The following is a 22,422-nucleotide window of genomic DNA, read 5'->3' on the forward strand; positions in this document are numbered from 1 at the left end:
GCTAACCAAGAACTGGGGTAACGAGATGAACGGGGCGAAATCGCTTCTGCAGGATCTGGACGACGCGATCGCGCGCGGCACCGACGAGAGCCGGGCGAAGGCGTTGTGGCATGCGACCGACATCCTGATCACCGGCCGCTACAGCGACGACGAGATCAGCATGTTCGGCGAGGTCATCGGGCGGCTCGCCGACGAGATCGAGGTCGCCGCGCGGGCGCAGCTCTCCGAGCTGATGTCGGCCTGCGACCACGCTCCGCTCAATGTCATCGAAAAGCTCGCCCTCGACGACGAGATCGACGTGGCCGGTCCGGTGCTGCGCGACTCCAGCCGTATCGACGAGAAGATGCTGGTCGAGAGCGCCATGACCAAGGGCCAGGCGCATCTGCTTGCGATCGCCCAGCGCAGGTCGATCGGCGAAGCCGTCACCGACGTGCTGGTCAAGCGCGGCGACCAGGAGGTCGTGACCTCCGTCGCCAAAAACGAGGGCGCGCGCTTCTCCGGCTCGGGCCTGCTGCACATGGTCCGGCGCGCCGAGGGTGACTCGATCCTCGCCGAGCAGCTCGGCCTGCGCAAGGACGTCCCGCGCCACATCTTCCAGCAGCTCATTTCCAAGGCGTCGGAAGACGTCCGCCGCCGCCTCGCGAGCGAGCGGCCCGAAATGATGTCGCAGATCCAGAGCTCGGTGACCGACGTCACCGGCGATCTCCAGTCCAAGTTCGGTCCGTCCTCGCGCAGCTATTTCGTCGCCAAGCGCGTGGTGACGACGCAGTACCGCCAGGGCAACCTCAACCAGGACTCGATCTCGAACTATGCGCGCCAGCACCGTTTCGACGAGGTGCAGATCGGCCTGTCGCTGTTGTCGTCGCTTCCGGTCGACGTGATCGAGCGCGCGATGATGGACCGCAATCGCGAGATACTTCTGGTGCTGTGCAAGGCGCTCGACTTCTCGTGGGACACGACCATGTCGCTGCTGTTCCTCGGCGCCAAGGATCATCTGATCACGGCGCGCGAGCTCCATGACAGCGAGCGCGAGTTCGGCAAGCTCAAGATCGAGACGTCGCGCAGCATTCTGAAGTTCTACCAGTCGCGCAAGACCGGCGCGGGTGCCGATACGGGCCGTCAGCCCGAACTCCAGGTGCACTGAGCGAGAGGGGAGTATTTGCAATGTTGCCTCAATTCGGCACCGCAATTCGCAAGAACAAGAGCCTGCCCGTCGATGCCGGCGGTTCGGCTCCCGAGAAGGCTTCCGTCGACGCCGCCTGGCTCGTGCTCGAAGCCGCCAACGATCTCGGCGATCACGCCGCGATCGCGGCCTGCCGCCGCGTCATCGACGCCGAACTCAACGGCACCGTGGCGGGCAGCGCGGATATCGATCTCGTGCTCGGTTATTTCAGGTAGCGACGATCACCCGCGTCTAGTGCGCCATCGCGATTTCGCCGGACACTTGCTCGCGCCTTGCATCGATGCGTAGCAGCACGACTACGACTGCGCCCACCAGCGCGCAACCCGCCAGCAACAGAAGACCTGCGGTAAAACTGCCGGTTAAATCCTTCAGGTAGCCCATTGCGTAAGGACCGGCGAAACCGGAAAGATTTCCAAGCGAGTTGATCGCGGCGATGCCGGCGGCAGCCGATGCTCCCGTTAGAAAGCTCGCCGGCAGCGGCCAAAACATCGGGGGGACCGCGGAGACGCCGATCTGTGCGAAGCAAAGCAATGCCATGACAAGGACGGAGTTGGAAACGAGACCTGCCACTCCGATCCCCACCGCTGCCATCAACAGTGCCGCGGCGACGTGACCCTTTCGTTCCATGGTCCGATCGGAATGACGACCAAGCAGCACCATGCCCGCGGCCCCGAAAATAAAGGGCAGCGCTGCGAGCAGGCCGGTCTGGGTATCGCTGACGCCAAAACCCTTGATGATGGTTGGCAGGAAGAACGCCACGCCATAACTTGCAGCATTCAGGCAGAAGTACACCAGAGCGCACAACAAAATGCGGTAATCGGTGAGCGCCTGCCCCAATGACAGGTGTTCGACCTTCTCCTTGTTCCGCTTCTCGGTGGCCTGCACGTCTTCCAGCCAGGCAATCTCGTCTTGTTGCAGCCAGCGGGCCTGGCGCGGAAAATCGGTCAGATAGAGCAGGACGCAGATGCCTACCACGACCGAGGGCAGCGCCTCGAGAATGAACAGCCACTGCCAGCCTTCCAATCCCCAACCGGTCACGCCGAGCAGAAGCCCGGAGATGGGCGATCCGATGATGGACGAAATCGGGATCGCCAGCATGAACAGGCTGATGACCCGAGCCCGGTAAACCGCCGGGAACCACAGGGTCAGATAGAAGATGATGCCTGGAAAGAATCCCGCCTCGCAGGCGCCGAGCAGCAAACGAAGAGAGTAGAAGACGCCCGTTGTCGGTAGTCCCGTTGCTGCCGATATCGATGGGATGAATGCGAAGGCCGCCGAGACGATTCCCCACGTAATCATGATGCGGGCGATCCAGACGCGCGCGCCGACTCGTTCCAGGAAGATGTTGGAGGGGACTTCAAACAGGAAATACCCGACGAAGAACAAGCCCGCGCCCAGTCCGAACGCTGCTTCACTTAAACCCAGCGCCTGGTTCATGTGCAGCTTGGCAAAGCCGACATTGACGCGGTCAAGATAGGCCACGAAATAGCAGACGATCAGGAACGGTATAAGCCGCCACATAACCTTGCCAATGACACGCTTCTCGACGTCTTGCATGGCAAGGCCTCCCGTTTGATCACCGGAACCCGCTCAACATCCGGGCGGCGTTGCGAAACAATGACGGGTACGAACGATGAGTGCAAACGGCATTTTGACGTTCAAGCCAAAGTGACAGTCGTGCTGTCATGCTCGAAGCTGGACGAGGGACGAAGCACGCGACACGCTCCATCTAACGCTCGCGGGGCGGCCGAGGCATCGGCCGCCCGCCATGATGATCGCGAACATCATCTTATTTTGCCATCGCAGTCATCGCCAGCTTCTCGACCTCCTGTTGGACGAACACCAAGCGCCGGAATGTCTACGCGTTCGCGCCGCCGTCGACGGTCAAGGTCGAGCCGGTGATGTATTTTGCCTTCGCGCTCGCCAGGAACGCCACCGCGTTCGCGATGTCATCCGTCGCGCCGTACCGGCCGAGCGCCATGAACTGCTTCAATGTCTCGGCGGTCGGGCCGTGCGCCGGATTCATGTCGGTGTCGATCGAGCCCGGTGCCACGAGGTTGACCGTGACGTCCCTCGGGCCAAGCTCCCGCGCCAGCGCCTTCGTGAATGCGGTTAGCGCCGACTTCGACGCCGCGTACACGCCGAGCGCCGGCGAGGGCACGCGGTCCGCGAAATAGCTGCCGATGGTGATGATGCGGCCGCCCTTGCCAAGGTGCGGCAGCGCCGCCTTGCTCGCGGCGATCGGCGAACGCACGTTGACGTTCAGCATCGCGTCGATGTCGGCGAGCGAGATGTCGTTGAGGCCGCCCAATCGCAGAATGCCGGCATTGTTGACCAGGATGTCGAGCCCGCCCAGCTCCTTGACGGTCTTGTCGACCGAAGCCTGAACGGCAGCGACATCGGCGCTGTCGGCCTGGATCGCTACGGCTTTCCGGCCCGTCGCCTTGATCGCGTCCACGACCTTGGCGGCGATCTCCGCCGACTTCTCGTAAGTAATCGCGACATCGGCGCCTTCCGCGGCGAGCGCCTTCGCGATGGCCGCACCGATACCCCTGCTTGCGCCCGTCACCAGGGCCCGTTTTCCTGCCAGTGTCATGTGATCTCTCCAATTCTGTAATGATCGACACAGAATATGTGGAGTCTTGATTGCCGCGGTCAAGTGAATTATGTGTTGATCATTACAGAAAGACGGGCGATGGCAGGTCGGCCACGGGAATTTGATCGCGACGCGGCGTTGGAGGCCGCCATGCTGCTGTTTTGGCGCAAGGGCTTTGCGGCAGCCTCGATGCACGACCTCTGCCACGCCATGGGCGTCAGCTCGCCCAGCCTCTATGCGGCCTTCGAAAGCAAGGAGGCACTCTACCTTGCCGCGATCGAGCATTACGTCGAGACCCAGGGCCAGCCGGTCTGGGACCGGCTTGCGGAAGGCGCGACCGCGCGCGCCGGCATCGAGAATCTGCTGATCGGGGCGGCCGAGACCCTGCCGAAATCCCGGAGAGCGCCGGCCGGCTGCATGGCCGTGCTGGGCGCCGTCAGCGACGAATGGCCGGCCACCATTGCCCGCGAGATCAAGAAGGTCCGGCTCGACATGCTTGGCAATTTGCGCGGGCGGCTGGAGGCTGCGGTCGCGAGCGGCGAACTGCCTGCCGCAACCGACATCGATGCGCTGAGCCGGTTCTACCTCAGCGTCTTCGAAGGCATGGCGATCCAGGCCAAGGACGACGCGACGCCTGAGGAGTTGAGAGGCGTAGCGAAGGCGGCCATGGCGATGTGGCCGGGCGAGCGGTAGCTCGCGGCCTGTACGATGGGTAGAGCGCAGCGAGACCCATCGTTCCATCCAGGCGTGTTGATGGGTTTCGCTCCGCTCTATCCATCGTACGAGCTGGGTCGAGAGATTGATCTATCTCAAGACCGCATCCGAAACGCGGGCCCAGCTTACATTCGGAAGGCAGCGATACGTCCAGACAGGCGGGAGGTGAAGCATGTACCGGCATATTCTCATTCCGACAGATGGGTCGGAGCTAGCGGAGCACGGAGTGGCGCATGGGTTGGCGCTGGCGAAATCCCTTGGAGCCAAGGTATCTCTAATCTTCGTTGTGGAGCCGTTTTCAGAAATGACAGGGCGGTTCCGTGAAGCAGTCGCAACATATGCCGAGCTGCGCAAGGAACAGGCCACGAGCGCGTTGGATCGCGCGGCAAATGCGGCCAAGGAGGCCGGCGTTTCCTGCGAACCGATTCAAGTGGAGAACGGGCAACCCCATCAAGCCATCATCGCAGCAGCCGAGAATAAAGGTTGCGATCTCATCGTGATGTCATCCCATGGCCGCAGCGGACTCTCCATGCTTCTCATCGGTAGCGTGACAAACAAGGTGCTGGCACAGGCGAAAACTCCCGTACTGATTTGTCCGTGAATGTGCGGATCTGCTGACAGAGTTCTCGCTCGCCGCGAGGACTAGAAAACTCAACGGCCGCATAAACCGCCTTGTCTGCTTTCGTCATCTGCGGGCCTTACCTGCCGGTCAGGCCTTGTCGGCCCGGCACCCGGGTAGCCGGTGACAGTGCACTTAACTCGAAGCAGGAGACCCCGTGCGCATCAATTGAATGCACTGTCACCGCAATTGCGGCGACGGCTAGAGCCTGTCGATCCGAAATGCGCGAGTCTCGACCGCGGCGCGAACACGCGCGTTGCACGCAGCTGTGATCGTGGAACCCCGCCGCGGATGTAACGACAGACGCTCCCCTCCGAATAGCCCGTAGCGGACGCTTCGTTCGCCAATAGATGGATGCGCAATCCGGGGAGAAATCGTCGCATGATGGGATTCAACGTCGCGGAGAATGGTGGAGGCTCTTATCGTCCGCTCGCCATTCTGCGCTGGGTCATGGTGGTCATATTCGTATCGTTTGGAATGCAGAAATTCACACTGCAATCCGCACAGGGTATCGCCCAGTTCATCAGCCACAGCCCGTTCATCTCCTGGCTGTCGGTATTCGGCCTGAGGGGCGAGGCCTATGTTCTCGGTGTCGCCGAATTCGTGATCGCGGCGCTGCTCGTGGCAGGCAGCTTCAGTCCGGTCTTGTCGGCGCTGGGTTCGTTCATGGGCATGATGACCTTCGCGATCACGTGGTCGTTCTTCTTCACGACGCCGGGCGTCGTCACATGGAGCCTTTCAACCGATCCGATGGCGTGGAATCTGGCCGGCGAGTTCCTGTTCAAGGACATCGTCCTGCTGTGTGTGTGCGTTGTGCTGTTTCTCGCTTCGTTGCCGCAGTCGGTTGTCCGGCTCCGCACCGGCTGAGCGTAAAGCGGCTTTGCGATAGCCCGTAGGACGGGGAGAGCACAGCGAAACCCATCACGCTTCAACGCGCCCGGAAGCAAGGATGGGTTTCGCTTCGCTCTACCCATCCTGCGAGACGCATCTCACCGCCGAGCGCGGTAAATCACGACATCATTGCCATGACGCGTCGTGCTCTTCTCGAGGATGTAATTGGCCTTCTCCAGCACGCGGCGGGATGCGCCGTTGCTGACATAGACAAGGCCGATGAGAGACGGCAGTTCGTGGTGCGACAGCCCAATGTCCGTCAGCGCGATTGCGACCTCGCTCGCAAATCCGCGGCCCCAGAACTCGCGCTTAAATGCGTAGGCAATCTCGATCTCGTCGATGTCGTCCACGAGGATGTGCCGGATGCCCGCTCGCCCGGCGAAGGCGCCGTCCTTCGTTCGCAGCACCCACAGCCCAAAACCGTGCTGGTCCCAATGCGCCATGTTGGTCGCGAGATAGGTCTTGGTGACCTCGGGTGCACGCACGCCGCCGAGATAGCGGGACACCTCGGCATCGAGATGCAGCGTGACGAGGTCGTCGAGGTGGTCTTCGCGAAGCCTCTCGGCGGTCAATCTGTCGGTGCTGAAGCGGTCCATGGAGACTGATAGCCGCTTTGGAGGCCGGTCGTCGATCGCTTTCGCGATGCGACACCGCACGCGTCAGCAGCGGCTGGACCGCTTGGACTCCATGTCGCGCCCGGGTTCTGCCTTTGCCGCGCTGAGCGCCGCGGCCAGCTCGTCGATATGGTAGGGTTTCGGCAGAATCTGCAGACCGGCCAATTCGGCGTCGTGAACTGCGGCTTCGGAGTATCCGCTGGTCAGAAGCACGGGTATGTCGCTTCGCCTTCTCTTGATCTCCCGCGCCAGCTCGACCCCATTCATGCCACCGGGCATCATGACATCGGAAAAGACGAGGTCGACGGCGCGGCCGTCCGCCAGGGCACCGAGCGCGGCCGCGCCACTCGCCGCGTGCGTGACCTCGTAACCGAGCTGGCCCAGCATCTCGCTCACCAGTGCGGCAACCTCGTCATCGTCCTCGACCAGAAGGATGCGGCCATGATTGCTCTTCTTCGGCCGCACCATGTTGAGATCGATCAGGTGTCGCTCCCTGGAAGGAATGCTGAGCGACCGCGGCAAATAGAGTTCGATGCTGGAGCCTCGGCCGACTTCCGATCGAATGCGGACCGTCCCCCGTGACTGCGTCGCGAATCCATGGACCTGGGCGAGCCCGAGCCCCGAGCCCTTTCCGACCTCCTTGGTCGTGAAGAATGGTTCGAAAACGCGTGACAGGATCTCCGGACTCATGCCGACACCGGTATCGACGACGGACAGGCGCACATAGTCTCCGGCGATCTGCTCGTCATTCAGATTGGGCAGATTTTCCCCGCGCACGAGAATCGTGCCGCCATTGGGCATGGCGTCGCGGGCGTTGACGGCGAGGTTGAGGATCACGAGTTCGAGCTCGCCGGGATCGACCTCCACCGGCCAGAGCGTGTCCGGAAAATCGAACTCGACATGGACGTCGCCTCTCAGGCTTCGATCGAGCAATTCGCGCATGCCGCCCATCTGTGAGGCTACGTCGACAGGCTCCGGCCGGAGCGTCTGCCGGCGGGAGAACGCGAGAAGCTGCCTGGTCAGGCTGGCCCCGCGCTGGGCGGCCTGGACCATCCCGTCCATGAGCCGGCGACGACGGTCCGGATCGGTCTGGCGGTCGAGCATGTCGAGGCCGCCGGAGATCACCATCAGCAGATTGTTGAAGTCGTGCGCCACCCCGCCGGTCAGCTGTCCGATGGCTTCGATCTTCTGGGCTTGCCGAAGCGTCTCCTCGACCCGGGCACGCTCGTCCATCTCGACGCGCAATTGCTCGACGGCTTCCGCAAGGGCCCGCGTGCGCTCGACCACCAGCGTCTCGAGCTCCTGAGCCGCCTGTTCGCGCGCCGCGAACAGAGCCCGGATTTCGTATTGGCGCCGCCGCGCGCGCAGTGCCGATTGAACGGCGCTAGTCAGCGTCATTGGCTGAACCGGCCGCTCGAGCAGCGAGACGTTACGGAGAAGCGCGACAATGCTGCGGCGCCAGGCAAGGACGGCCGGCTGCTCGCGATGGCTGGTCAGGACGACGAAGGGCAGGTCGGACCAGGGCGGTTGGCTCTCGATCCATTGTGCCAGCGGCGAGGTGTCTTTCCCGAACAGAGCTTCCTCGGCAACGAAAACGGCGCCGACGCCGGCTGCCATCTCGCTGACGAGTTCGGGCAGACTGCGGCAGCTGGTCGCTTCCAGGTGCGAACTCCGGAACAGCTCGGCGGAGGCAAGTCCGTCGCGCCCGATCGGAGCAAAGACGAGAACATGGTGATCTCGCTCAACGCTCATTCAACCGACCCTTCGGGCTTAGGTGCCCCGGTATAATGCGGATTGCCGGAAAAGATGCCGCTGAACTCCCTCAGGGGCGGGCCGAGCGTGATGCCGGCGCTGCTAAGCCGAAATTCCCGGATGGTATGCTCGTGTCGGCCGCTGCGCTTCTTGACGACAGACAGAGCGCGCCGCACCGTTCCGCCGACCTCGAAATAGCGCAGCATGACCACGGAATCGCTGAGATAGCTGATGTCGAGAGGCGTATCCATCGGACCGACGAGGCCATGCTGGGCGAGGACCAGGATGGTCAGCACACCCTGCTGCCCCAGGTAGCTCAAGAGTTCGTGCATCTGCAGGATGAGAAATCGCTCGTCGGGCATCGCGGCCAGATAGCCGTTCAGACTGTCGATGATGACGAGGCGGGCATTGTCGGCCTCGACGCTCTTTCGCACGTTTGCGGCGAACTCACCCGGCGACAGCTCGGCGGGATCGATCTGCTGAAACCGGACAAGCCCCGAATCGACGTGTTCTTGCAGGTGCAGGCCAAGTGTCCGGGCGCGCGCTTCGACCGTGCCGCGGCCTTCATCGAACGCGAAGAACACCGCGTGCTCGCCACGTTCGGCCGCCGCGATCGCGTAGGTGAGCGCAACCGATGATTTGCCCACGCCGGCGGCGCCGATGAGCAGCGCATTGGTGCCGCGCTCGAGGCCGCCTCCCAGGAGCTGGTCGAGCTCGGCGTTGCCGCTCGGGGTGAAGTCGCCGACGAAGGTCTTGTGATGTTCGGCCGCCACCAGGCGGGGGAATATCTGCAGGCCGCCTCGCTCGATCGTGAAATCGTGAAACCCGCCGCGAAACCGGATGCCGCGCATCTTGATCACGCGGAGCCGGCGCCGCTCGGCGCCGTAATCGATCGCGACCTGTTCGAGCATCACCACGCCGTGCGCAATGGAATGGAGCTGCAAATCGTCCTGAGATGACGAAAGATCGTCGAGCAGGACCACTGTGCAATTGCGGTTGGTGAAAAAATGTTTCAGGGCCAGCACCTGGCGCCTGTAACGAAGCGGGTTCTGGGCAAGCAGGCGCAGTTCGGACAGGCTGTCGAGCACGACGCGGTTGGGATTGACCCGCTCGACTTCCCTGAAGATCAGGCCGGTCGTCTCGCTCAGCTCCATTTCGGCGGGATGAAACACCGTGAGCTCGCGCTCCGGATCGAGCGTCGTCTCCGGCGGAACCAGTTCGAAGATGTCGATGCCGTCCAGCGTCCAGCCGTGCCGCTGCGCCACGACGTCCAGCTCGCGCTTGGTTTCGGACAGCGAAATATAGAGCACGCGCTCTCCGTCCCGCACCCCCCTCAGCAGGAACTGAAGCGCGATGGTGGTCTTGCCCGTGCCGGGCTGCCCCTCGTAGAGATACATCCGGTTGGCGTCGAAGCCGCCACCCAGGATGTCGTCCAGCCCGGCGCTGCCGGTCGATATTCTGGACAGCTCTCGGGGCGCACTGTCCGTAACAGTGCTGGATGGACTGCTCATTGATCCCCTTTGACGCTTCGAGAGAAGGGCGCCACCGCCCCTGCGCGAGTCCCAGGGCTCGCGCCCGGTTAAGCCGAACGGCCTTGGAACGAACTCTCAGATCGGCGCCGGGTTCCCTGCTGATGGGGTGGCGGTCGGCCCTGATCACGGCGCCGATCCAGCCCGAAGACGGTATCGCATCGCCATTCGCGGGACGGAGAAGGTCGGGAGCCGGATGTCACTGAAGCCGATGATGCCATCGTGCTCCTGTGTTGCCCGACGGGTCAACCGACCCTCAGTTCGCGACCCGGCGCGTCAAGCGTTCGCAGTCAAGTCGCTGCTTGATCTGAATCAAACAGGCGGATGACAGCCGCACCACAACGCGAGTCCAGGGACTGGTGACATGTTGGTGTGCGCAATGAGTCCGACCTGGTACGTCACCTTCGAAGTGCAACGGCGAGGCGTTCTGCCGAGACAACGAAGTCCGCGCGAGACGAAGACCTTCGCGACTGAGCATGAAGCCAAGCTGTTTGCGCGCGCCAAGCGCGATGAGGGACTTTCCGTCTTTGCAGGCACGATCAACCCGCACCTGCCGAAGCGGGTGATCCCATCCTCCGGCATCGGCGCGTGGCTTGCTGACGAACAGGACGGTGCTGGAGCGCACGGCACTTCAAAGACTGACTAAGCACTCTTCTGTGCATAGCGATGGCGTTTGAGTGTTGCCATTTTGGTACGGGCCCAAAATCCCCTCGCGCGTAAACTTCAGGATGTTCGCAAGCTTTATGCACGCCAGCCTGCATTAGGGCTCGCTTCTGACGAAAGAAATTTGAGCAAAGGGGACGAAACGATGAAAAAGCTTTCGATCGCGGCGATCGGCTTCGCGGCGCTGAGCATGGCGGCTCCGGCCATGGCGGCCGATATGGCCGTCAAGGCGCCGCCGCCGGCACCGGTGGTGGCGGTTTACAACTGGACCGGATTTTACATCGGCGCCAACGGAGGCTGGGGGCAGAGCCACGGTTGCGTCGATTTGATAACGCCCGCAGGCAACGTCGCAAGTGGTTGCGCCGATCGCTCCGGAGGCCTCGTCGGTGGACAGATCGGGTATCGCTGGCAGACCAATCAGTTCGTGCTCGGCCTGGAAGCTCAGGGTGATTGGGCCGAGATCAAGAACACACGCGTCAGCGTGATCGATCCGTTTATCTCGACCACGGGCAAGACCGATGCGATCGGGCTGTTCACGGCTCAGCTCGGTTGGGCATGGAACGCCTCACTGCTCTACGTGAAGGGCGGCGCCGCCGTGACGCGCAATCGCTTTGACATCTTCAACAATGTCACCGGCGTCGGCCTCGCCTCGGCAGGTCACACGCGCTGGGGCGGTGCCCTGGGTGTCGGCTGGGAGTATGGCTTCAGCCCGAACTGGACGGTCGGTGTCGAATACGACCACCTCTGGATGGGGCGTGACAACACCTCCTTCGCAGGCGTGGTCACACCCGGTGGGTTCACCCTCACCGGCAGCGGTGTCACCCAGGATATCGACATGGTCACGGTTCGCGTGAACTATCGCTTCGGCGGTTATGGTGCTGGTTATGGTGCTCGCTACTGAGCCTGTGTCTTCCCAGTGACTTCAGGCCCCGGCATGGACCGGGGCCTTTTTCATGGGAAGCGCGAAAACGCGAGGATGTCCGCCGCTTCCGGCGTCAGTTCCGACGGTCGAACCCGGCGAGTTGTTGTCTGTCCAAGAGCACGATGTGACGCTGGTTCTTGTCGATGAAACCGAGGATCCCAAGCGCGCGCAAATGCGAGAGAGATCGCGAGACGGTCTCGAGCGTCATACCGAGATAATCCGCGATGTCACGCCTCGACATCGGCAGCGCGAGGACGCCTGCGGCCGTGAGCCGCCTGTCCATTTCGATCAGAAAGGCAGCAACCCGCTCCAGCGACGTCTTGCGTCCAAGCAGCAGCATGTGGTCCTCGGCATGCCGGAGATTCGTCGTGGTCATATGGAGCAGGCTTCCGGCCAAGGTGCCGTCGCTCCCGGCAACAGCGTCGAGGCTCTCCCGCCTGATCAGCCGCACGGTCGTGTCCGTCACCGCTTCCGTCGTGAAGCGATGGACACCGCCATTCGTCAGCCCGAAGGTGTCGCCGGGAACATGAAACGCATTGATCTGCCGGCGCCCGTCGGACAGCAGCTTGTAGCTTCGTACTGTGCCTGACTTGACCTGGTAGATGTATTCGGCGGGCTCCTTCTCGCCGTAGATCTCGCTGTCGCGCCTGTAGGTGAATTCGCGCAGGCTGACCACCGGATTCGAGGCGGCGGTCATTCCGAGTTCGCTAAGAGAATGCGGGCGGGGAAGGGAGACCGGGGTTGCGTGCATCAGCATTGGACCAACTCCTCAATCTCATAGCGATCGGGTTCGTCAGTCGCGGAGCATGTGCTGAAACGGGGACAGTGTCGCGCGGCTCTTGTTGTTCCTGATATCGAGCTTGTTCGAAAGCGGGACGAGTGACTATCGTCCTAAGGTTCATTGTACCAACGGACAGGACGAGGTTTGGCATGTCGCGATACGCCGCCTTGATCTAGCGCAACGTGAGGCCTCGTAAGGTTTCCATGCTTCGATGGCTGGACTTCACCAGCTCACGGAGACAACTATGGATGCAAGACGACTTACTGCGGCAGCAGCCGCATTCGTGTGTGCGGCCTCGTGCCCCCTGCCTTAGATCCGTTGATTTTCGTTGGGACCGCGCGCGCCCAATTGGGTTTGATGTTCGCAGCCAGAAGGCAGGTTGGCGCGCAGCATCCGACGGAACTTAAATCAGGAGATGAAGATGACCCGCCTGCTTTTCGCAATTCTATCGGTTAGCTCAATTCTGGTGTCGGCAGCCTCGATCTCGTCCGCGGCCGAACGCCAGTATCGCCATGGCAACGTCGCCCCGGGTGTTCCTAATAGCTACTGCTTGCAGGGGCGGATCTGGGGATACCCAGGCAATTGCCAATTCGCGACCTATGAGCAGTGCATGGCAACCGCTTCAGGGATCAGTGCCTATTGCGGCGTCAATCCGAGCTACGCCTTCGCGCATCAGTATGACCCTCGCGGTCAGTGGTATCCGCGCTAGCGGATCTCTATCCCGATCCTGATCCCGGTCTTGGCAATTCTTCGACGATACCATTGTGCCAGTGTTTTGCCCGACGGTGCAACCGGCGCGCATTAGTCCTTGGCCCGGGTGGTTTTTGCAAATGCGTAAGCCATTGATTTCACAACCCACGTCTACTGTGCATGGGGTTGTTTTCGCAGTTTTGGTTTGAGGGGGCCTTATCCCGCCCCTAACGCGACCGCGACGTTGTAGGTCAGGAGGCTCGCGGCATAGGCGAGCACCAGCATGTAGAAGAAGGTCACGGCCATCCAGGTCCAGCTTCCGGTCTCGCGCCGGATCACGGCGAGCGTGGATGCGCATTGCGGGGCGAAGATGTACCAGGCCAGCATCGACAGCGCGGTCGCGAGCGACCATTTCGTCGCCAACACCTGGCCGATCTGCTCGGCCGCTTCCTTGCCGCCTTCGATCGCATAGACGGTGCCGAGGGCTGCGACCGCGACCTCGCGCGCCGCCATGCCCGGGATCAGCGCGACCGCGATCTGCCAGTTGAAGCCGACGGGGGCGAGCAGGGGCTCGAGCGCCTTGCCGATGATCGCGGCCAGGCTGAAGTCGATCGCCGGCTCGGTGGCGCCCGCGGGCGGCTGCGGGAACGAGGCCAGAAACCAGATCAGCACCATCATCGAGAAGATCGTGGTGCCGGCGCGGTGCAGGAACATTTTCGCCCGCGTGTAGACGCCGATCGCGATCGATTTCAGCCGCGGCATCTTGTAGTCCGGCAGCTCCAGCATGAACGGCGCCGGCGCATAGTCGCGCAGCATGAAGAATTTGATCAGGAACGAGACGACCAGCGCGCTGGTGATGCCGGCGGCGTAGAGGCCGAACATCACGAGGCCCTGGAGGTTAATGAAGCCCCAGACGTCCCTGGCCGGAATGAAGGCCGAGATGATCAGCGTATAGACGGGAATGCGCGCCGAGCAGGTCATCAGCGGCGCGATCAGGATCGTGGTCAGCCGGTCGCGCTTGTTGTCGATCACGCGCGTCGCCATGATGCCGGGAATGGCGCAGGCAAAGCTCGACAGCAGCGGAATGAAGGCGCGGCCGTGCAGGCCGGCGCCGCCCATGATGCGGTCCATCAGGAACGCGGCGCGCGCCATGTAGCCGAAGTCTTCCAGCAGCAGGATGAACAGGAAGATGATGATGATCTGCGGCAGGAACACGATGACGCTGCCGACGCCTGAGATCACGCCGTTCTGAAGGAAGCTCTGCAGCAGGCCGGCGGGCAGGGTGGCGTGCACGAATTCGCCGAGCGCGTCGAAGCCGTTGTTGAGCAGGTCCATCAGCGGCTGCGCCCAGGCGAACACCGCCTGGAACATCACGAACAGGATGAGAGCGAGCACGATCAGGCCGCCGACCGGATGCAGCACAACGGCATCGATCCGCGCGGTCCAGGTGTCGGGCCGGCTTGGCAGGCTGACGCAGTCGGCGATGATGCGGTCGGCCTCGCGCTGGGTGGCGCGCAGCTCGGCGACGCTGAGCGCGCGCCAGCTGTTCTCCCGCGGCTCCGCGGCGAGTTTCGCCGAGATCTCGTCCGTCAGCGCCAACAGGTCGGCCGTGCCGCTCTTGCGCACCGCGATCGAGGTGACCACGGGCACGCCGAGCTCCTTGGCGAGCCGCTCCACGTCGACGGTGATGCCGCGCCGGCTCGCGATGTCGAACATGTTGAGCACGAGGATCATCGGCCGGCCGGTGCGCTTCAGCTCCAGCAGCAGGCGGATGGTCAGGCGCAGATTGGTCGAGTCGGCCACGCACAGCACGAGGTCGGGCACGGTCTCGCCGGACGCCTTGCCGAGCACGAAGTCGCGGGTGATCTCCTCGTCCGGGCTGCGGCCGCGCAGCGAGTAGGTGCCGGGGAGGTCGACCACCGAGACCTGGCGTCCCAGGGGCGTAACGAAGAAGCCTTCCTTGCGCTCGACGGTGACGCCGGGATAGTTCGCGACCTTCTGTCGGCTGCCGGTCAGCGCGTTGAACAGCGACGTCTTGCCGCTGTTCGGCGTGCCCACCAGGGCGAGATGCAGCAGAGGAGCTTCCATGGGATCAGATTTCCGGTCGCTATCTAGGCGACAATGATGGCCATGGCTTCACGACGGCGGACCGCGATCGTGATGTTGTCGACACGGACGGCGATCGGGTCGCGCCCGACCAGGCCCTCGTGCAGGACCTCGACCCGGGCGCCCTCGACGAAGCCGAGCTCGATCAGCCGGCTCTCGAGCTCGATGTCCGAGAGCGCCGAGCCGGCATCCCCGGCAGAAAGGTGTTGGATGACGCCGATATAGCCGCGCTGGGCCAGGCCCAGCGGCATCCGCGAACGCGTGTCATTGGTGTCGGTCATGCCCTGTATTTTCAACGCAGGGCAGTGAGGTCAAGCGCGCGGGTCGGCTGAAACTGCACCTTAGAGTGATTTTAAAGTGCAGAACCGTGAGGCGCCGTTGGAGGACGCCCAACGGCTACTGGGCCGGGACCTTTTCCGGCTGGATGGCGGCCATGGCGCGGCTCTTGAAGTAGTCGAGGACGAACAGGCGGATCGCCGAGGACAGATTGCCCTGCTGGCGGTTGCCGTCGATCTCGCCGACCAGCTCGGACAGCGTCATGTTGCGCAGGCCCGAGATCTCCTTCATGCCGTTCCAGAACGCCTCTTCCAGGCTGACGCTGGTCTTGTGGCCGGCGACCACGATCGACCGTTTCACCACGGGCGACTTCATGACTGATCCTCGCGATCGATCTGATGCTGGTCCAGATGCGCCTTCGCCTGGTCCGCGCGCGTCTCCTCCGCCGACCGCTCCGCCTTCGTGCGGCCGAACTTCGCCCGGTTGACGTCCGCCTGCTTCGCCGTGGCTTCCCGCTCGGCGCGCTTCCTGAAACGATTCAGGTTGATGACGTTCCCCATGCCGCGTCTCCATCATCCGCTCCTCTTCTGGCAGGATGAAACATTCAGAAACTGGGTGCCGTGTTGCGCCCTATGAGACTTGATCGCCATTCGCTCGTCCTCGTCAATTGGCCCCTCGGGCCATCAAACGATGAATTAGCCCCGTCAAAGGGCAGAGAGGCCTGCGTAGCACGCCGCCTCGCCACAACATTGACGGTAATCAAATCCCGGCCCTTAGGCCTTATATTTATGAGCCCCAGGGCACCGTATCATTACGGATGACTATCGGAATTCGGAATTCATCCAGGCCGCGTCATTTTCTCCGGCTGCACCAGCCGGTCGAACTCGTCGGCTGAGACGAAGCCGAGCCGCAGCGCCTCCTCCTTCAGCGTGGTGCCGTTGGCATGCGCGGTCTTCGCCACCTTGGCGGCGTTGTCATAGCCGATCTTCGGGGCGAGCGCGGTCACCAGCATCAGCGAGCGCTGCATCAGCTCCCTGATGCGCTTTTCGTCGGCACGGATGCCGCTGACGCAATGTTCGGTGAAGGAGCGCGCGGCGTCCGCCATCAGCCGGATCGAGTGCAGCATGTTGTAGGCGAGCACGGGCTTGTAGACGTTGAGCTCGAAATGGCCCTGGCTGCCGGCGACTGTGATCGCAGTGTGATTGCCGAACACCTGGCAGCACACCATCGTCATCGCTTCGCACTGCGTCGGGTTGACCTTGCCGGGCATGATCGAGGAGCCCGGCTCGTTCTCCGGCAGGATCAGCTCGCCGAGGCCCGAGCGCGGGCCCGATCCGAGCAGGCGGATGTCGTTGGCGATCTTGAACAGGCCTGTCGCGACGGAATTGATGGCGCCGTGCGCCAGCACATAGGCGTCGTTCGAGGCCAGCGCCTCGAATTTGTTGGCGGCGCTGGTGAAGGGCAGCTTCGTAATCCCGGTAACGTGCTTTGCGAACAGTCTTGCGAAGCGCGGCTTGGAGTTGAGGCCGGTGCCGACGGCGGTGCCGCCCTGGGCCAGCGGATAGAGGTCCTTCACCGCGACCTTGAGGCGGGCGATGCCGCTTTCGACCTGCGCGGCGTAGCCGGAAAATTCCTGGCCGAGCGTCAGCGGCGTCGCGTCCTGGGTGTGTGTCCGCCCGATCTTGACGATTTTTGCGAACTCTTTCTCCTTCTTGCGGAGCGCGCGCAACAGCTCGCCGAGGGCAGGGACGAGATCGGCATTGATGCGGCTTGCGGCCGCGATGTGCATCGCGGTCGGGAACGAGTCGTTCGACGACTGGCTCATGTTGACGTGATCGTTGGGATGCACCGGCTTCTTGGCGCCGAGCTCGCCGCCGAGCAGCTCATTGGCGCGGTTGGCGATGACCTCGTTGAGGTTCATGTTGCTCTGCGTGCCCGAGCCGGTCTGCCACACGACCAGCGGGAAATGATCGTCCAGCTTGCCCTCGATCACCTCGCGCGCGGCGCGGATGATGGCATTGGCCCGGCGCTGGTCGAGCAGGCCGAGCGCGAGGTTGGATTGTGCGGCGGCGAGCTTGACGATCCCGAGCGCATGCACGAGCTCGATCGGCATGCGGTCGATGCCGATGCGGAAATTCTGGCGCGAGCGTTCGGTCTGCGCCCCCCAATAGCGATCGGCGGGGACCTCGATGGGACCGAAACTGTCGGTCTCGGTGCGGCTGGCGGGGCGGGCAGTCTTCGAGCGAGCAGTCTTCGAGCGAGCAGTCTTGGCCATGAGCACATCCATTCTGCGGCGCGGAATTCCGCGCAGCCTCTTCATGTGCTCTTCTATATCGGCAGTTTGGCCGGGCGCGACCGTTTCGGGTCCAACCTAGATCATTTCTTGCGGAAACGATCGAGCCGCACCACCTCAGCGCCGCCCTGGTTCGGGGCGGTCGGCTCCTCGGCGCTTTCCGCCGGTTCACTGGCAGGTGCGGGCACCGCGACGGCCGACGGCGCGGGAGCGGCCGGCAATGTCTCGGGCGAGACCTCGGCGACATCGGAGGTGTCGAACTGGAGGCCGAACTTCACGGACGGATCGAGGAAGCTCTTGATCGCGCTGAACGGCACGATCAGCCGCTCCGGAATGCCGCCGAAGGACAGGCCGACCTCGAAGCGGTCCTCAAGCACGGTCAGATCCCAGAACTGGTGCTGGAGGATGATCGTCATCTCTTCCGGATATTGCGCCAGGAGCCGCGACGACAGCTTCACGCCCTCGGCCTTCGACATGAAGGTGATGAAGAAATGGTGCTCGCCCGGCAGTCCATGGGACGCGGCATCGGTCAGCACCTTCCGCAGCACGCCGCGCAGCGCGTCGCGGGCCAGCACATCGTATCGGATATGATCGGTCGCCATGGTGGTCCTGTTGCATTCCAGGAGTTGGGCCCTGCCGGCCCGACTCGCCAAGCCGCAATAGTACCGCGCCTGACGGGTCAGCAGGAGTCCCCGCCGGAAAGGAAATAAGAGGTAAGTGGAGGCTTCTGTTGCCAGGTGCCTCCGAACCCCGCCTAACGGAGCTTAACCCGTTAGGACTTCAGAATGGTCTTTCAAACTGCGTTACGCAGCCTGAGCAACCGGAGCAAAGTTGTCGTTGGCAACTATTGCATAGCCCGATAACGGCGGAACAATACCGAGAAAAAGAACGCCCTTTACGCCCTCGTCGATCCTATTTCGCCCCCGCCAAAGCCCGCTCTGGGTGAGCCCGCTGGTGGGCTTTGGTGGAGGCGCCGGGTACCGCCCCCGGGTCCGAATGGTTTATTGCGACGACCGTTTATTTCCATAGCCGGCGAACCGGCACCCCCAATATAGGGGGCAAAGGTTTCAAATGACAGGTGTTTCGAGCGGCGATCCCACGGTTCCCTTTGGATAGGTCCCGGGCGGGCCTCGGTATGATCTTGGCCCTGGGACGGCCAGCGTTCTAAGCTCCTGACATGTCCACGGATTCAGCACCGGCCGCCCAAGAGCCGGATCAAGAGCCAGATCAAGAGCCGGACCATCCAGCCGCCCACGCTCCTCCGCCCGGCCTCGTCGCGTTGTTCCTGGCCTTCGCCCGGATGTCGTTGGCCGGCTTTGGCGGGGTCCTGGTGTTTGCCCGCCACGCCATTGTCGATCAGCACCGCTGGATGACGGCGGACGAGTTCAACGAGACCTTTGCGCTCTGCCATTTCCTGCCCGGGCCCAACATCGTGAACCTGTCGATGGTGTTCGGGTCGCGGCTGCGCGGCATCGCCGGCGGCGTTGCCGCCTTTACCGGGCTGTTGCTGCCGCCGACGGTGATCATGACCGTGCTTGCGATCATCTACGCCCGGTTCGGCGATGTGGAGGTGCTGCGCCGGATCCTCGCGGGCATCTCCTGCGCGGCGGTCGGGCTGCTGATCGCGGTGGTCTTCCGCATGATGATGCCATTGCTCAAGCGGATGGACGTCGTCGTGCTCATTCTCATGCTCGGCGTGTTCGTTGCGATCGGCGTGCTTCGCCTGCCGCTCCAGGCGGTGCTGCTGGTCGCGATTCCCATCAGTATCGGCGTCACATATTGGGTGCGGCGGAAGGTAGCAGTATGAACAGCGAAAACCCGATCTGGGCGCTGATCTCCACCTTTGGTCTAATGTCGTTGTTCGCAGTCGGCGGCGCTGCGGCGGCGGTGCCGGAGATGCACCGCATCGCAGTCGACGTGCATCACTGGATGACCGAGAAGCAGTTCGCCGACGCCTATGCGATCGCACAGCTCTCGCCAGGTCCGAACGTACTTATCGTCACGTTAATCGGCTATGCCGTCGCCGGCATCCCCGGCGCGCTGGCGGCGACGCTGGCGATGTGCCTGCCGACGGCGCTGCTTGCCTATTATGTCAGCCGTCTGCTGAGCCGGCCCAGCCAATCGCGCTGGCCCGCCTTGATTCAGACTGCACTGGTTCCGCTATCGATTGGATTGATGGCAGCCAGCGCCCTGATCCTGGCCCAGTCGACCGATCGCACCTTTGCTGCGCTGCTTCTGACCGCGGCGGTTGCAGTGCTCGCGTCCGTCTCGCGCATCAATCCACTCTGGCTTCTGCTCGCCGGAGGCCTGATTGGTTTTGCTGGCATTGTGTAATGAAAATCGCTAGGCAGTGATCCGGGCGGGGGATCCTTTTCCAGCCGATTAGAACAACAGTGCTCGTGACTTAGGAGTCGCGGAGGAGACAAGCATGGCCGACACGATGGGCCACTCGGCGACTGCCACCCGAAACACCTCGGTGGCGATCGGCTTCTGCCTGCTGGCGATCGCGCCGCAGATTTTCGAATTCATCTGGTCGATCGGGACGATCTTCGGCTGGGGTGCCGGGCGCGGCCCACTGCAGGTCGTAACCGGCCATGCGACGGCGCTGCTCGCCGGCGCGCCCAGTGCCATATTCGGATCGTTCGGTGCCGGCACCAAGAAGGCATCATCCGATGTGCTGCTGGCCCTGATCTATTCCTATCCACTGTTTGCAGTGGCGATCCTCACGCTGTTCATGACGATCCGGTCGGCGCAGGACTATGTCGGCGGCGTCATCCTGATGGCGCTCGCCCTGTTCGCGCTGTGGGCGTCGAGCGATCTGCAGGGCATGCGCGGCTTCTCCTTCGGCGCCGGCACGGCGCCGCGGATGTTCGGTGGATTGCTGGTGGCCTTGTCGGCCGGCATCGCCTTGACCGGCCTTTTGACCGATGGGCCGGCGATGGCCCATTATTCCTGGCGCGGGCCTCTGTTCGTGATGGTCGCGATCCTGTTTTTCGCGCTGGCGATCCGGCCACTCGGCCTCGTGGTCACGGCCTTCGTGAGCTTCATGATTGCGGCGCTGGGCTCGCATGAGACGCGCTGGCTGGAGGCCGCCATCGTCGGCGCCTGCCTGACGCTCGGCTGCGCAATCCTGTTCCCGTACGTGCTCGGGTTGCCGATGCCGATGTTCCCGCGTTTCCTGGTTCAGTGAGGGTGTAATGGAGCTCTTTGCCAACCTCGCTCACGGTTTTGCCGTCGCGTTCTCTCCGATCAACCTGCTGATGTGCCTGATTGGTGCCCTCGTGGGCACGCTGGTCGGCGTGTTGCCGGGCATCGGCACCATCGCGACGGTCGCGATGCTGCTGCCGATCACTTTCGGCCTGCCGCCGGTCGGCGCGCTGATCATGCTCGCCGGCATCTATTACGGCGCCCAGTATGGCGGCTCGACGACGTCGATCCTGGTCAACATACCCGGTGAGGCGACATCGGTCGTCACCGCCATCGACGGCCACCAGATGGCCAAGCAGGGCCGTGCCGGCCCGGCGCTGGCGATCGCCGCGATCGGCTCGTTCTTCGCCGGCTGCGTTGCGACCGTTTTGATCGCCGTCCTCGGCGCGCCGCTCACGAAGCTCGCGCTGGCGTTCGGTCCGGCCGAGTATTTCTCGCTGATGGTGCTCGGCCTGATCTTCGCGGTGGTGCTGGCCAAAGGCTCGGTGCTGAAGGCGATCGCGATGATCGTGTTCGGCCTGCTGCTCTCGATCGTCGGCTCGGACATCGAGACCGGCGCCTCGCGCATGGCCTTCAACATTCCGGAGCTCGCCGACGGCCTCGGCTTCGCGACGGTAGCGATGGGTGTGTTCGGCTTCGCCGAGATCATCCGTAACCTCGACGCCGGCGCCGAGATGAACCGCGATCTGGTGCAGCAGAAGATCACCGGCCTGATGCCGACCAGGAAAGACCTGGTCGATTCGGCGCCTGCGATCCTGCGCGGCACGGTGCTCGGCTCGATCCTCGGCATCCTGCCCGGCGGCGGCGCGGTCATCGCGTCGTTTGCGGCCTATACGCTCGAGAAGAAGCTCGCCAAGAACCCGTCGCGGTTTGGCCGCGGCGCGATCGAGGGCGTGGCGGGGCCGGAAAGCGCCAACAACGCTGCGGCGCAGACATCGTTCATTCCGCTGCTGACGCTCGGCATCCCGCCGAACGCGGTGATGGCGCTGATGGTCGGCGCGATGACCATCCACGGCATCGTGCCGGGCCCGCAGGTCATGCAGAAGCAGCCGGATCTGGTCTGGGGCATGATCGCCTCGATGTGGATCGGCAATCTGATGCTGATCATCATCAACCTGCCGCTCGTCGGAATCTGGGTGCGGCTGCTGCGCGTGCCTTACCGGCTGATGTTCCCCTCGATCGTGATCTTCTGCGCGATCGGCATTTACTCGGTGAACAACGCACCGGTCGACGTCATTCTCGCGGGCGTCTTCGGTCTGGTCGGCTACTGGCTGATCAAGCACGATTTCGAGCCGGCGCCGCTGCTGCTCGGCATGGTGCTCGGACCGCTGATGGAAGAGAACCTGCGTCGTGCGCTTCTGATCTCGCGCGGCGACTGGAGCGTGTTCCTGACGCGTCCGTTGTCGGCGGTGCTGTTGGCGATCGCGGCGTTTCTGCTGATCCTCACGGTCCTGCCCGTGCTGCGCGCCAAGCGCGACGAGGTGTTCACCGAATCCGAGAACTGACCGCGCCTGCGTCGTCGCGGCGCCCTGCGTCCGCACGCCGCATTCGGAAGTCGAATCGACTTGTGTGACCGCTTCGTGAAA

The 22,422-nt window shown here is 63.2% G+C and carries 24 protein-coding genes and 1 other RNA gene; 12 read left to right on the plus strand and 13 right to left on the minus strand.

Annotation, left to right across the window (positions count from 1 at the left end; genetic code table 11):
* Positions 1–25: 25 nt before the first annotated feature.
* Positions 26–1,144 (plus strand): DUF2336 domain-containing protein, encoded by a 1,119-nt coding sequence (locus AB7290_RS10200; protein WP_085399743.1) that lies wholly within the window; start codon positions 26–28, stop codon positions 1,142–1,144.
* A gap of 20 nt (positions 1,145–1,164) precedes the next feature.
* Complete coding sequence (locus AB7290_RS10205; RefSeq protein ID WP_063981598.1) at positions 1,165–1,398, plus strand: hypothetical protein; 234 nt, start codon at positions 1,165–1,167, stop codon at positions 1,396–1,398.
* Positions 1,399–1,414: 16 nt separating this feature from the next.
* Here AB7290_RS10205 and AB7290_RS10210 read toward each other — a convergent pair whose 3' ends face one another.
* Both AB7290_RS10210 and AB7290_RS10215 read right to left on the minus strand, forming a co-directional pair.
* On the minus strand, positions 1,415–2,740 hold the full coding sequence (locus tag AB7290_RS10210; protein WP_085399742.1) for an MFS transporter: 1,326 nt from the start codon (positions 2,738–2,740) through the stop codon (positions 1,415–1,417).
* A 301-nt stretch (positions 2,741–3,041) separates the two neighbouring features.
* A complete protein-coding gene (locus tag AB7290_RS10215; RefSeq protein ID WP_085399741.1) occupies positions 3,042–3,779 on the minus strand; it encodes a 3-oxoacyl-ACP reductase family protein in 738 nt (245 codons plus the stop codon).
* 150 nt (positions 3,780–3,929) lie between these two features.
* On the opposite strand from AB7290_RS10215, the gene AB7290_RS10220 reads away from it, so the two are divergent.
* The 3 genes from AB7290_RS10220 (at position 3,930) to AB7290_RS10230 (ending at position 5,979) form a co-directional block, all read left to right on the plus strand.
* Positions 3,930–4,472, plus strand: a complete 543-nt coding sequence (locus AB7290_RS10220; protein ID WP_244623078.1) for a TetR/AcrR family transcriptional regulator — start codon at positions 3,930–3,932, stop codon at positions 4,470–4,472.
* 193 nt (positions 4,473–4,665) lie between these two features.
* On the plus strand, positions 4,666–5,094 hold the full coding sequence (locus AB7290_RS10225; RefSeq protein WP_063981602.1) for a universal stress protein: 429 nt from the start codon (positions 4,666–4,668) through the stop codon (positions 5,092–5,094).
* A 399-nt stretch (positions 5,095–5,493) separates the two neighbouring features.
* On the plus strand, positions 5,494–5,979 hold the full coding sequence (locus AB7290_RS10230; protein ID WP_085399739.1) for a YkgB family protein: 486 nt from the start codon (positions 5,494–5,496) through the stop codon (positions 5,977–5,979).
* A gap of 122 nt (positions 5,980–6,101) precedes the next feature.
* Here the strand turns inward: AB7290_RS10230 and AB7290_RS10235 are convergent, their stop codons facing one another.
* The 3 genes from AB7290_RS10235 to AB7290_RS10245 form a co-directional block, all read right to left on the minus strand.
* Positions 6,102–6,599 carry a GNAT family N-acetyltransferase gene (locus AB7290_RS10235; protein ID WP_085399738.1) on the minus strand — a complete coding sequence of 166 codons (498 nt, stop codon included), beginning with the start codon at positions 6,597–6,599 and terminating at the stop codon, positions 6,102–6,104.
* A 63-nt stretch (positions 6,600–6,662) separates the two neighbouring features.
* Positions 6,663–8,369: a response regulator gene (locus AB7290_RS10240; RefSeq protein ID WP_085399737.1), complete on the minus strand. Its 1,707-nt coding sequence runs from the start codon at positions 8,367–8,369 to the stop codon at positions 6,663–6,665.
* Positions 8,366–9,880, minus strand: coding sequence for an ATPase domain-containing protein (locus AB7290_RS10245; protein ID WP_063981606.1), 1,515 nt, complete (start codon positions 9,878–9,880; stop codon positions 8,366–8,368). Before AB7290_RS10245 ends, AB7290_RS10240 begins: the two co-directional genes overlap by 4 nt.
* A 397-nt stretch (positions 9,881–10,277) precedes the next feature.
* On the opposite strand from AB7290_RS10245, the gene AB7290_RS10250 reads away from it, so the two are divergent.
* Both AB7290_RS10250 and AB7290_RS10255 read left to right on the plus strand, forming a co-directional pair.
* Positions 10,278–10,544: a hypothetical protein gene (locus AB7290_RS10250; protein ID WP_063981607.1), complete on the plus strand. Its 267-nt coding sequence runs from the start codon at positions 10,278–10,280 to the stop codon at positions 10,542–10,544.
* 162 nt (positions 10,545–10,706) lie between these two features.
* Positions 10,707–11,462: an outer membrane protein gene (locus AB7290_RS10255; protein WP_085399736.1), complete on the plus strand. Its 756-nt coding sequence runs from the start codon at positions 10,707–10,709 to the stop codon at positions 11,460–11,462.
* A 94-nt stretch (positions 11,463–11,556) separates the two neighbouring features.
* On the opposite strand, the gene AB7290_RS10260 is transcribed toward AB7290_RS10255, so the two are convergent.
* Positions 11,557–12,180 carry a helix-turn-helix domain-containing protein gene (locus AB7290_RS10260; RefSeq protein WP_244623079.1) on the minus strand — a complete coding sequence of 208 codons (624 nt, stop codon included), beginning with the start codon at positions 12,178–12,180 and terminating at the stop codon, positions 11,557–11,559.
* Between the two features lie 505 nt (positions 12,181–12,685).
* On the opposite strand from AB7290_RS10260, the gene AB7290_RS10265 reads away from it, so the two are divergent.
* Complete coding sequence (locus AB7290_RS10265; protein WP_080586562.1) at positions 12,686–12,973, plus strand: DUF3551 domain-containing protein; 288 nt, start codon at positions 12,686–12,688, stop codon at positions 12,971–12,973.
* 197 nt (positions 12,974–13,170) lie between these two features.
* On the opposite strand, the gene feoB is transcribed toward AB7290_RS10265, so the two are convergent.
* The 7 genes from feoB to ssrA form a co-directional block, all read right to left on the minus strand.
* A complete protein-coding gene (gene feoB, locus AB7290_RS10270; protein ID WP_085399734.1) occupies positions 13,171–15,042 on the minus strand; it encodes a ferrous iron transporter B in 1,872 nt (623 codons plus the stop codon).
* 23 nt (positions 15,043–15,065) lie between these two features.
* Entirely contained in the window at positions 15,066–15,341 is a 276-nt protein-coding gene (locus tag AB7290_RS10275) for a FeoA family protein (RefSeq protein WP_014493043.1), read from the minus strand.
* A gap of 115 nt (positions 15,342–15,456) precedes the next feature.
* Entirely contained in the window at positions 15,457–15,711 is a 255-nt protein-coding gene (locus AB7290_RS10280; RefSeq protein ID WP_014493044.1) for a ribbon-helix-helix domain-containing protein, read from the minus strand.
* A complete protein-coding gene (locus AB7290_RS10285; RefSeq protein ID WP_063981611.1) occupies positions 15,708–15,896 on the minus strand; it encodes a DUF4169 family protein in 189 nt (62 codons plus the stop codon). The genes AB7290_RS10280 and AB7290_RS10285 overlap by 4 nt, the downstream gene beginning before the upstream one ends.
* A 278-nt stretch (positions 15,897–16,174) precedes the next feature.
* The gene (fumC, locus tag AB7290_RS10290; protein ID WP_028156440.1) at positions 16,175–17,623 is read right to left on the minus strand and encodes a class II fumarate hydratase; all 1,449 of its coding nucleotides are present in this window, start codon (positions 17,621–17,623) and stop codon (positions 16,175–16,177) included.
* 89 nt (positions 17,624–17,712) lie between these two features.
* The gene (locus AB7290_RS10295) at positions 17,713–18,231 is read right to left on the minus strand and encodes an SspB family protein (RefSeq protein ID WP_085399733.1); all 519 of its coding nucleotides are present in this window, start codon (positions 18,229–18,231) and stop codon (positions 17,713–17,715) included.
* 114 nt (positions 18,232–18,345) lie between these two features.
* Positions 18,346–18,710: a transfer-messenger RNA gene (gene ssrA / locus AB7290_RS10300) on the minus strand.
* 96 nt (positions 18,711–18,806) lie between these two features.
* On the opposite strand from ssrA, the gene AB7290_RS10305 reads away from it, so the two are divergent.
* The 4 genes from AB7290_RS10305 to AB7290_RS10320 all read left to right on the plus strand — a co-directional run bounded on the left by AB7290_RS10305 (position 18,807) and on the right by AB7290_RS10320 (position 22,341).
* The gene (locus AB7290_RS10305; protein ID WP_085399732.1) at positions 18,807–19,436 is read left to right on the plus strand and encodes a chromate transporter; all 630 of its coding nucleotides are present in this window, start codon (positions 18,807–18,809) and stop codon (positions 19,434–19,436) included.
* Positions 19,433–19,963, plus strand: coding sequence for a chromate transporter (locus tag AB7290_RS10310; RefSeq protein WP_063981614.1), 531 nt, complete (start codon positions 19,433–19,435; stop codon positions 19,961–19,963). The genes AB7290_RS10305 and AB7290_RS10310 overlap by 4 nt, the downstream gene beginning before the upstream one ends.
* A gap of 94 nt (positions 19,964–20,057) precedes the next feature.
* On the plus strand, positions 20,058–20,819 hold the full coding sequence (locus AB7290_RS10315) for a tripartite tricarboxylate transporter TctB family protein (RefSeq protein ID WP_063981615.1): 762 nt from the start codon (positions 20,058–20,060) through the stop codon (positions 20,817–20,819).
* A gap of 7 nt (positions 20,820–20,826) precedes the next feature.
* A complete protein-coding gene (locus tag AB7290_RS10320; RefSeq protein WP_085399731.1) occupies positions 20,827–22,341 on the plus strand; it encodes a tripartite tricarboxylate transporter permease in 1,515 nt (504 codons plus the stop codon).
* Positions 22,342–22,422 lie beyond the last annotated feature (81 nt).

The organism is Bradyrhizobium sp. 613_E4_N2_2 (genome assembly GCF_052075995.1).
GTDB classification, from domain to species: domain Bacteria; phylum Pseudomonadota; class Alphaproteobacteria; order Rhizobiales; family Xanthobacteraceae; genus Bradyrhizobium; species Bradyrhizobium barranii.

Coding starts and splice junctions, on each gene's coding strand:
- AB7290_RS10200 (WP_085399743.1), top strand. CDS start 26: ATGAACGGGGCGAAATCGCTTCTGCAGGATCTGGACGACGCGATCGCG.
- AB7290_RS10205 (WP_063981598.1), top strand. CDS start 1,165: ATGTTGCCTCAATTCGGCACCGCAATTCGCAAGAACAAGAGCCTGCCC.
- AB7290_RS10210 (WP_085399742.1), bottom strand. CDS start 2,740: ATGCAAGACGTCGAGAAGCGTGTCATTGGCAAGGTTATGTGGCGGCTT.
- AB7290_RS10215 (WP_085399741.1), bottom strand. CDS start 3,779: ATGACACTGGCAGGAAAACGGGCCCTGGTGACGGGCGCAAGCAGGGGT.
- AB7290_RS10220 (WP_244623078.1), top strand. CDS start 3,930: ATGCTGCTGTTTTGGCGCAAGGGCTTTGCGGCAGCCTCGATGCACGAC.
- AB7290_RS10225 (WP_063981602.1), top strand. CDS start 4,666: ATGTACCGGCATATTCTCATTCCGACAGATGGGTCGGAGCTAGCGGAG.
- AB7290_RS10230 (WP_085399739.1), top strand. CDS start 5,494: ATGATGGGATTCAACGTCGCGGAGAATGGTGGAGGCTCTTATCGTCCG.
- AB7290_RS10235 (WP_085399738.1), bottom strand. CDS start 6,599: ATGGACCGCTTCAGCACCGACAGATTGACCGCCGAGAGGCTTCGCGAA.
- AB7290_RS10240 (WP_085399737.1), bottom strand. CDS start 8,369: ATGAGCGTTGAGCGAGATCACCATGTTCTCGTCTTTGCTCCGATCGGG.
- AB7290_RS10245 (WP_063981606.1), bottom strand. CDS start 9,880: ATGAGCAGTCCATCCAGCACTGTTACGGACAGTGCGCCCCGAGAGCTG.
- AB7290_RS10250 (WP_063981607.1), top strand. CDS start 10,278: ATGAGTCCGACCTGGTACGTCACCTTCGAAGTGCAACGGCGAGGCGTT.
- AB7290_RS10255 (WP_085399736.1), top strand. CDS start 10,707: ATGAAAAAGCTTTCGATCGCGGCGATCGGCTTCGCGGCGCTGAGCATG.
- AB7290_RS10260 (WP_244623079.1), bottom strand. CDS start 12,180: ATGACCGCCGCCTCGAATCCGGTGGTCAGCCTGCGCGAATTCACCTAC.
- AB7290_RS10265 (WP_080586562.1), top strand. CDS start 12,686: ATGACCCGCCTGCTTTTCGCAATTCTATCGGTTAGCTCAATTCTGGTG.
- feoB (WP_085399734.1), bottom strand. CDS start 15,042: ATGGAAGCTCCTCTGCTGCATCTCGCCCTGGTGGGCACGCCGAACAGC.
- AB7290_RS10275 (WP_014493043.1), bottom strand. CDS start 15,341: ATGACCGACACCAATGACACGCGTTCGCGGATGCCGCTGGGCCTGGCC.
- AB7290_RS10280 (WP_014493044.1), bottom strand. CDS start 15,711: ATGAAGTCGCCCGTGGTGAAACGGTCGATCGTGGTCGCCGGCCACAAG.
- AB7290_RS10285 (WP_063981611.1), bottom strand. CDS start 15,896: ATGGGGAACGTCATCAACCTGAATCGTTTCAGGAAGCGCGCCGAGCGG.
- fumC (WP_028156440.1), bottom strand. CDS start 17,623: ATGGATGTGCTCATGGCCAAGACTGCTCGCTCGAAGACTGCTCGCTCG.
- AB7290_RS10295 (WP_085399733.1), bottom strand. CDS start 18,231: ATGGCGACCGATCATATCCGATACGATGTGCTGGCCCGCGACGCGCTG.
- AB7290_RS10305 (WP_085399732.1), top strand. CDS start 18,807: ATGTCCACGGATTCAGCACCGGCCGCCCAAGAGCCGGATCAAGAGCCA.
- AB7290_RS10310 (WP_063981614.1), top strand. CDS start 19,433: ATGAACAGCGAAAACCCGATCTGGGCGCTGATCTCCACCTTTGGTCTA.
- AB7290_RS10315 (WP_063981615.1), top strand. CDS start 20,058: ATGGCCGACACGATGGGCCACTCGGCGACTGCCACCCGAAACACCTCG.
- AB7290_RS10320 (WP_085399731.1), top strand. CDS start 20,827: ATGGAGCTCTTTGCCAACCTCGCTCACGGTTTTGCCGTCGCGTTCTCT.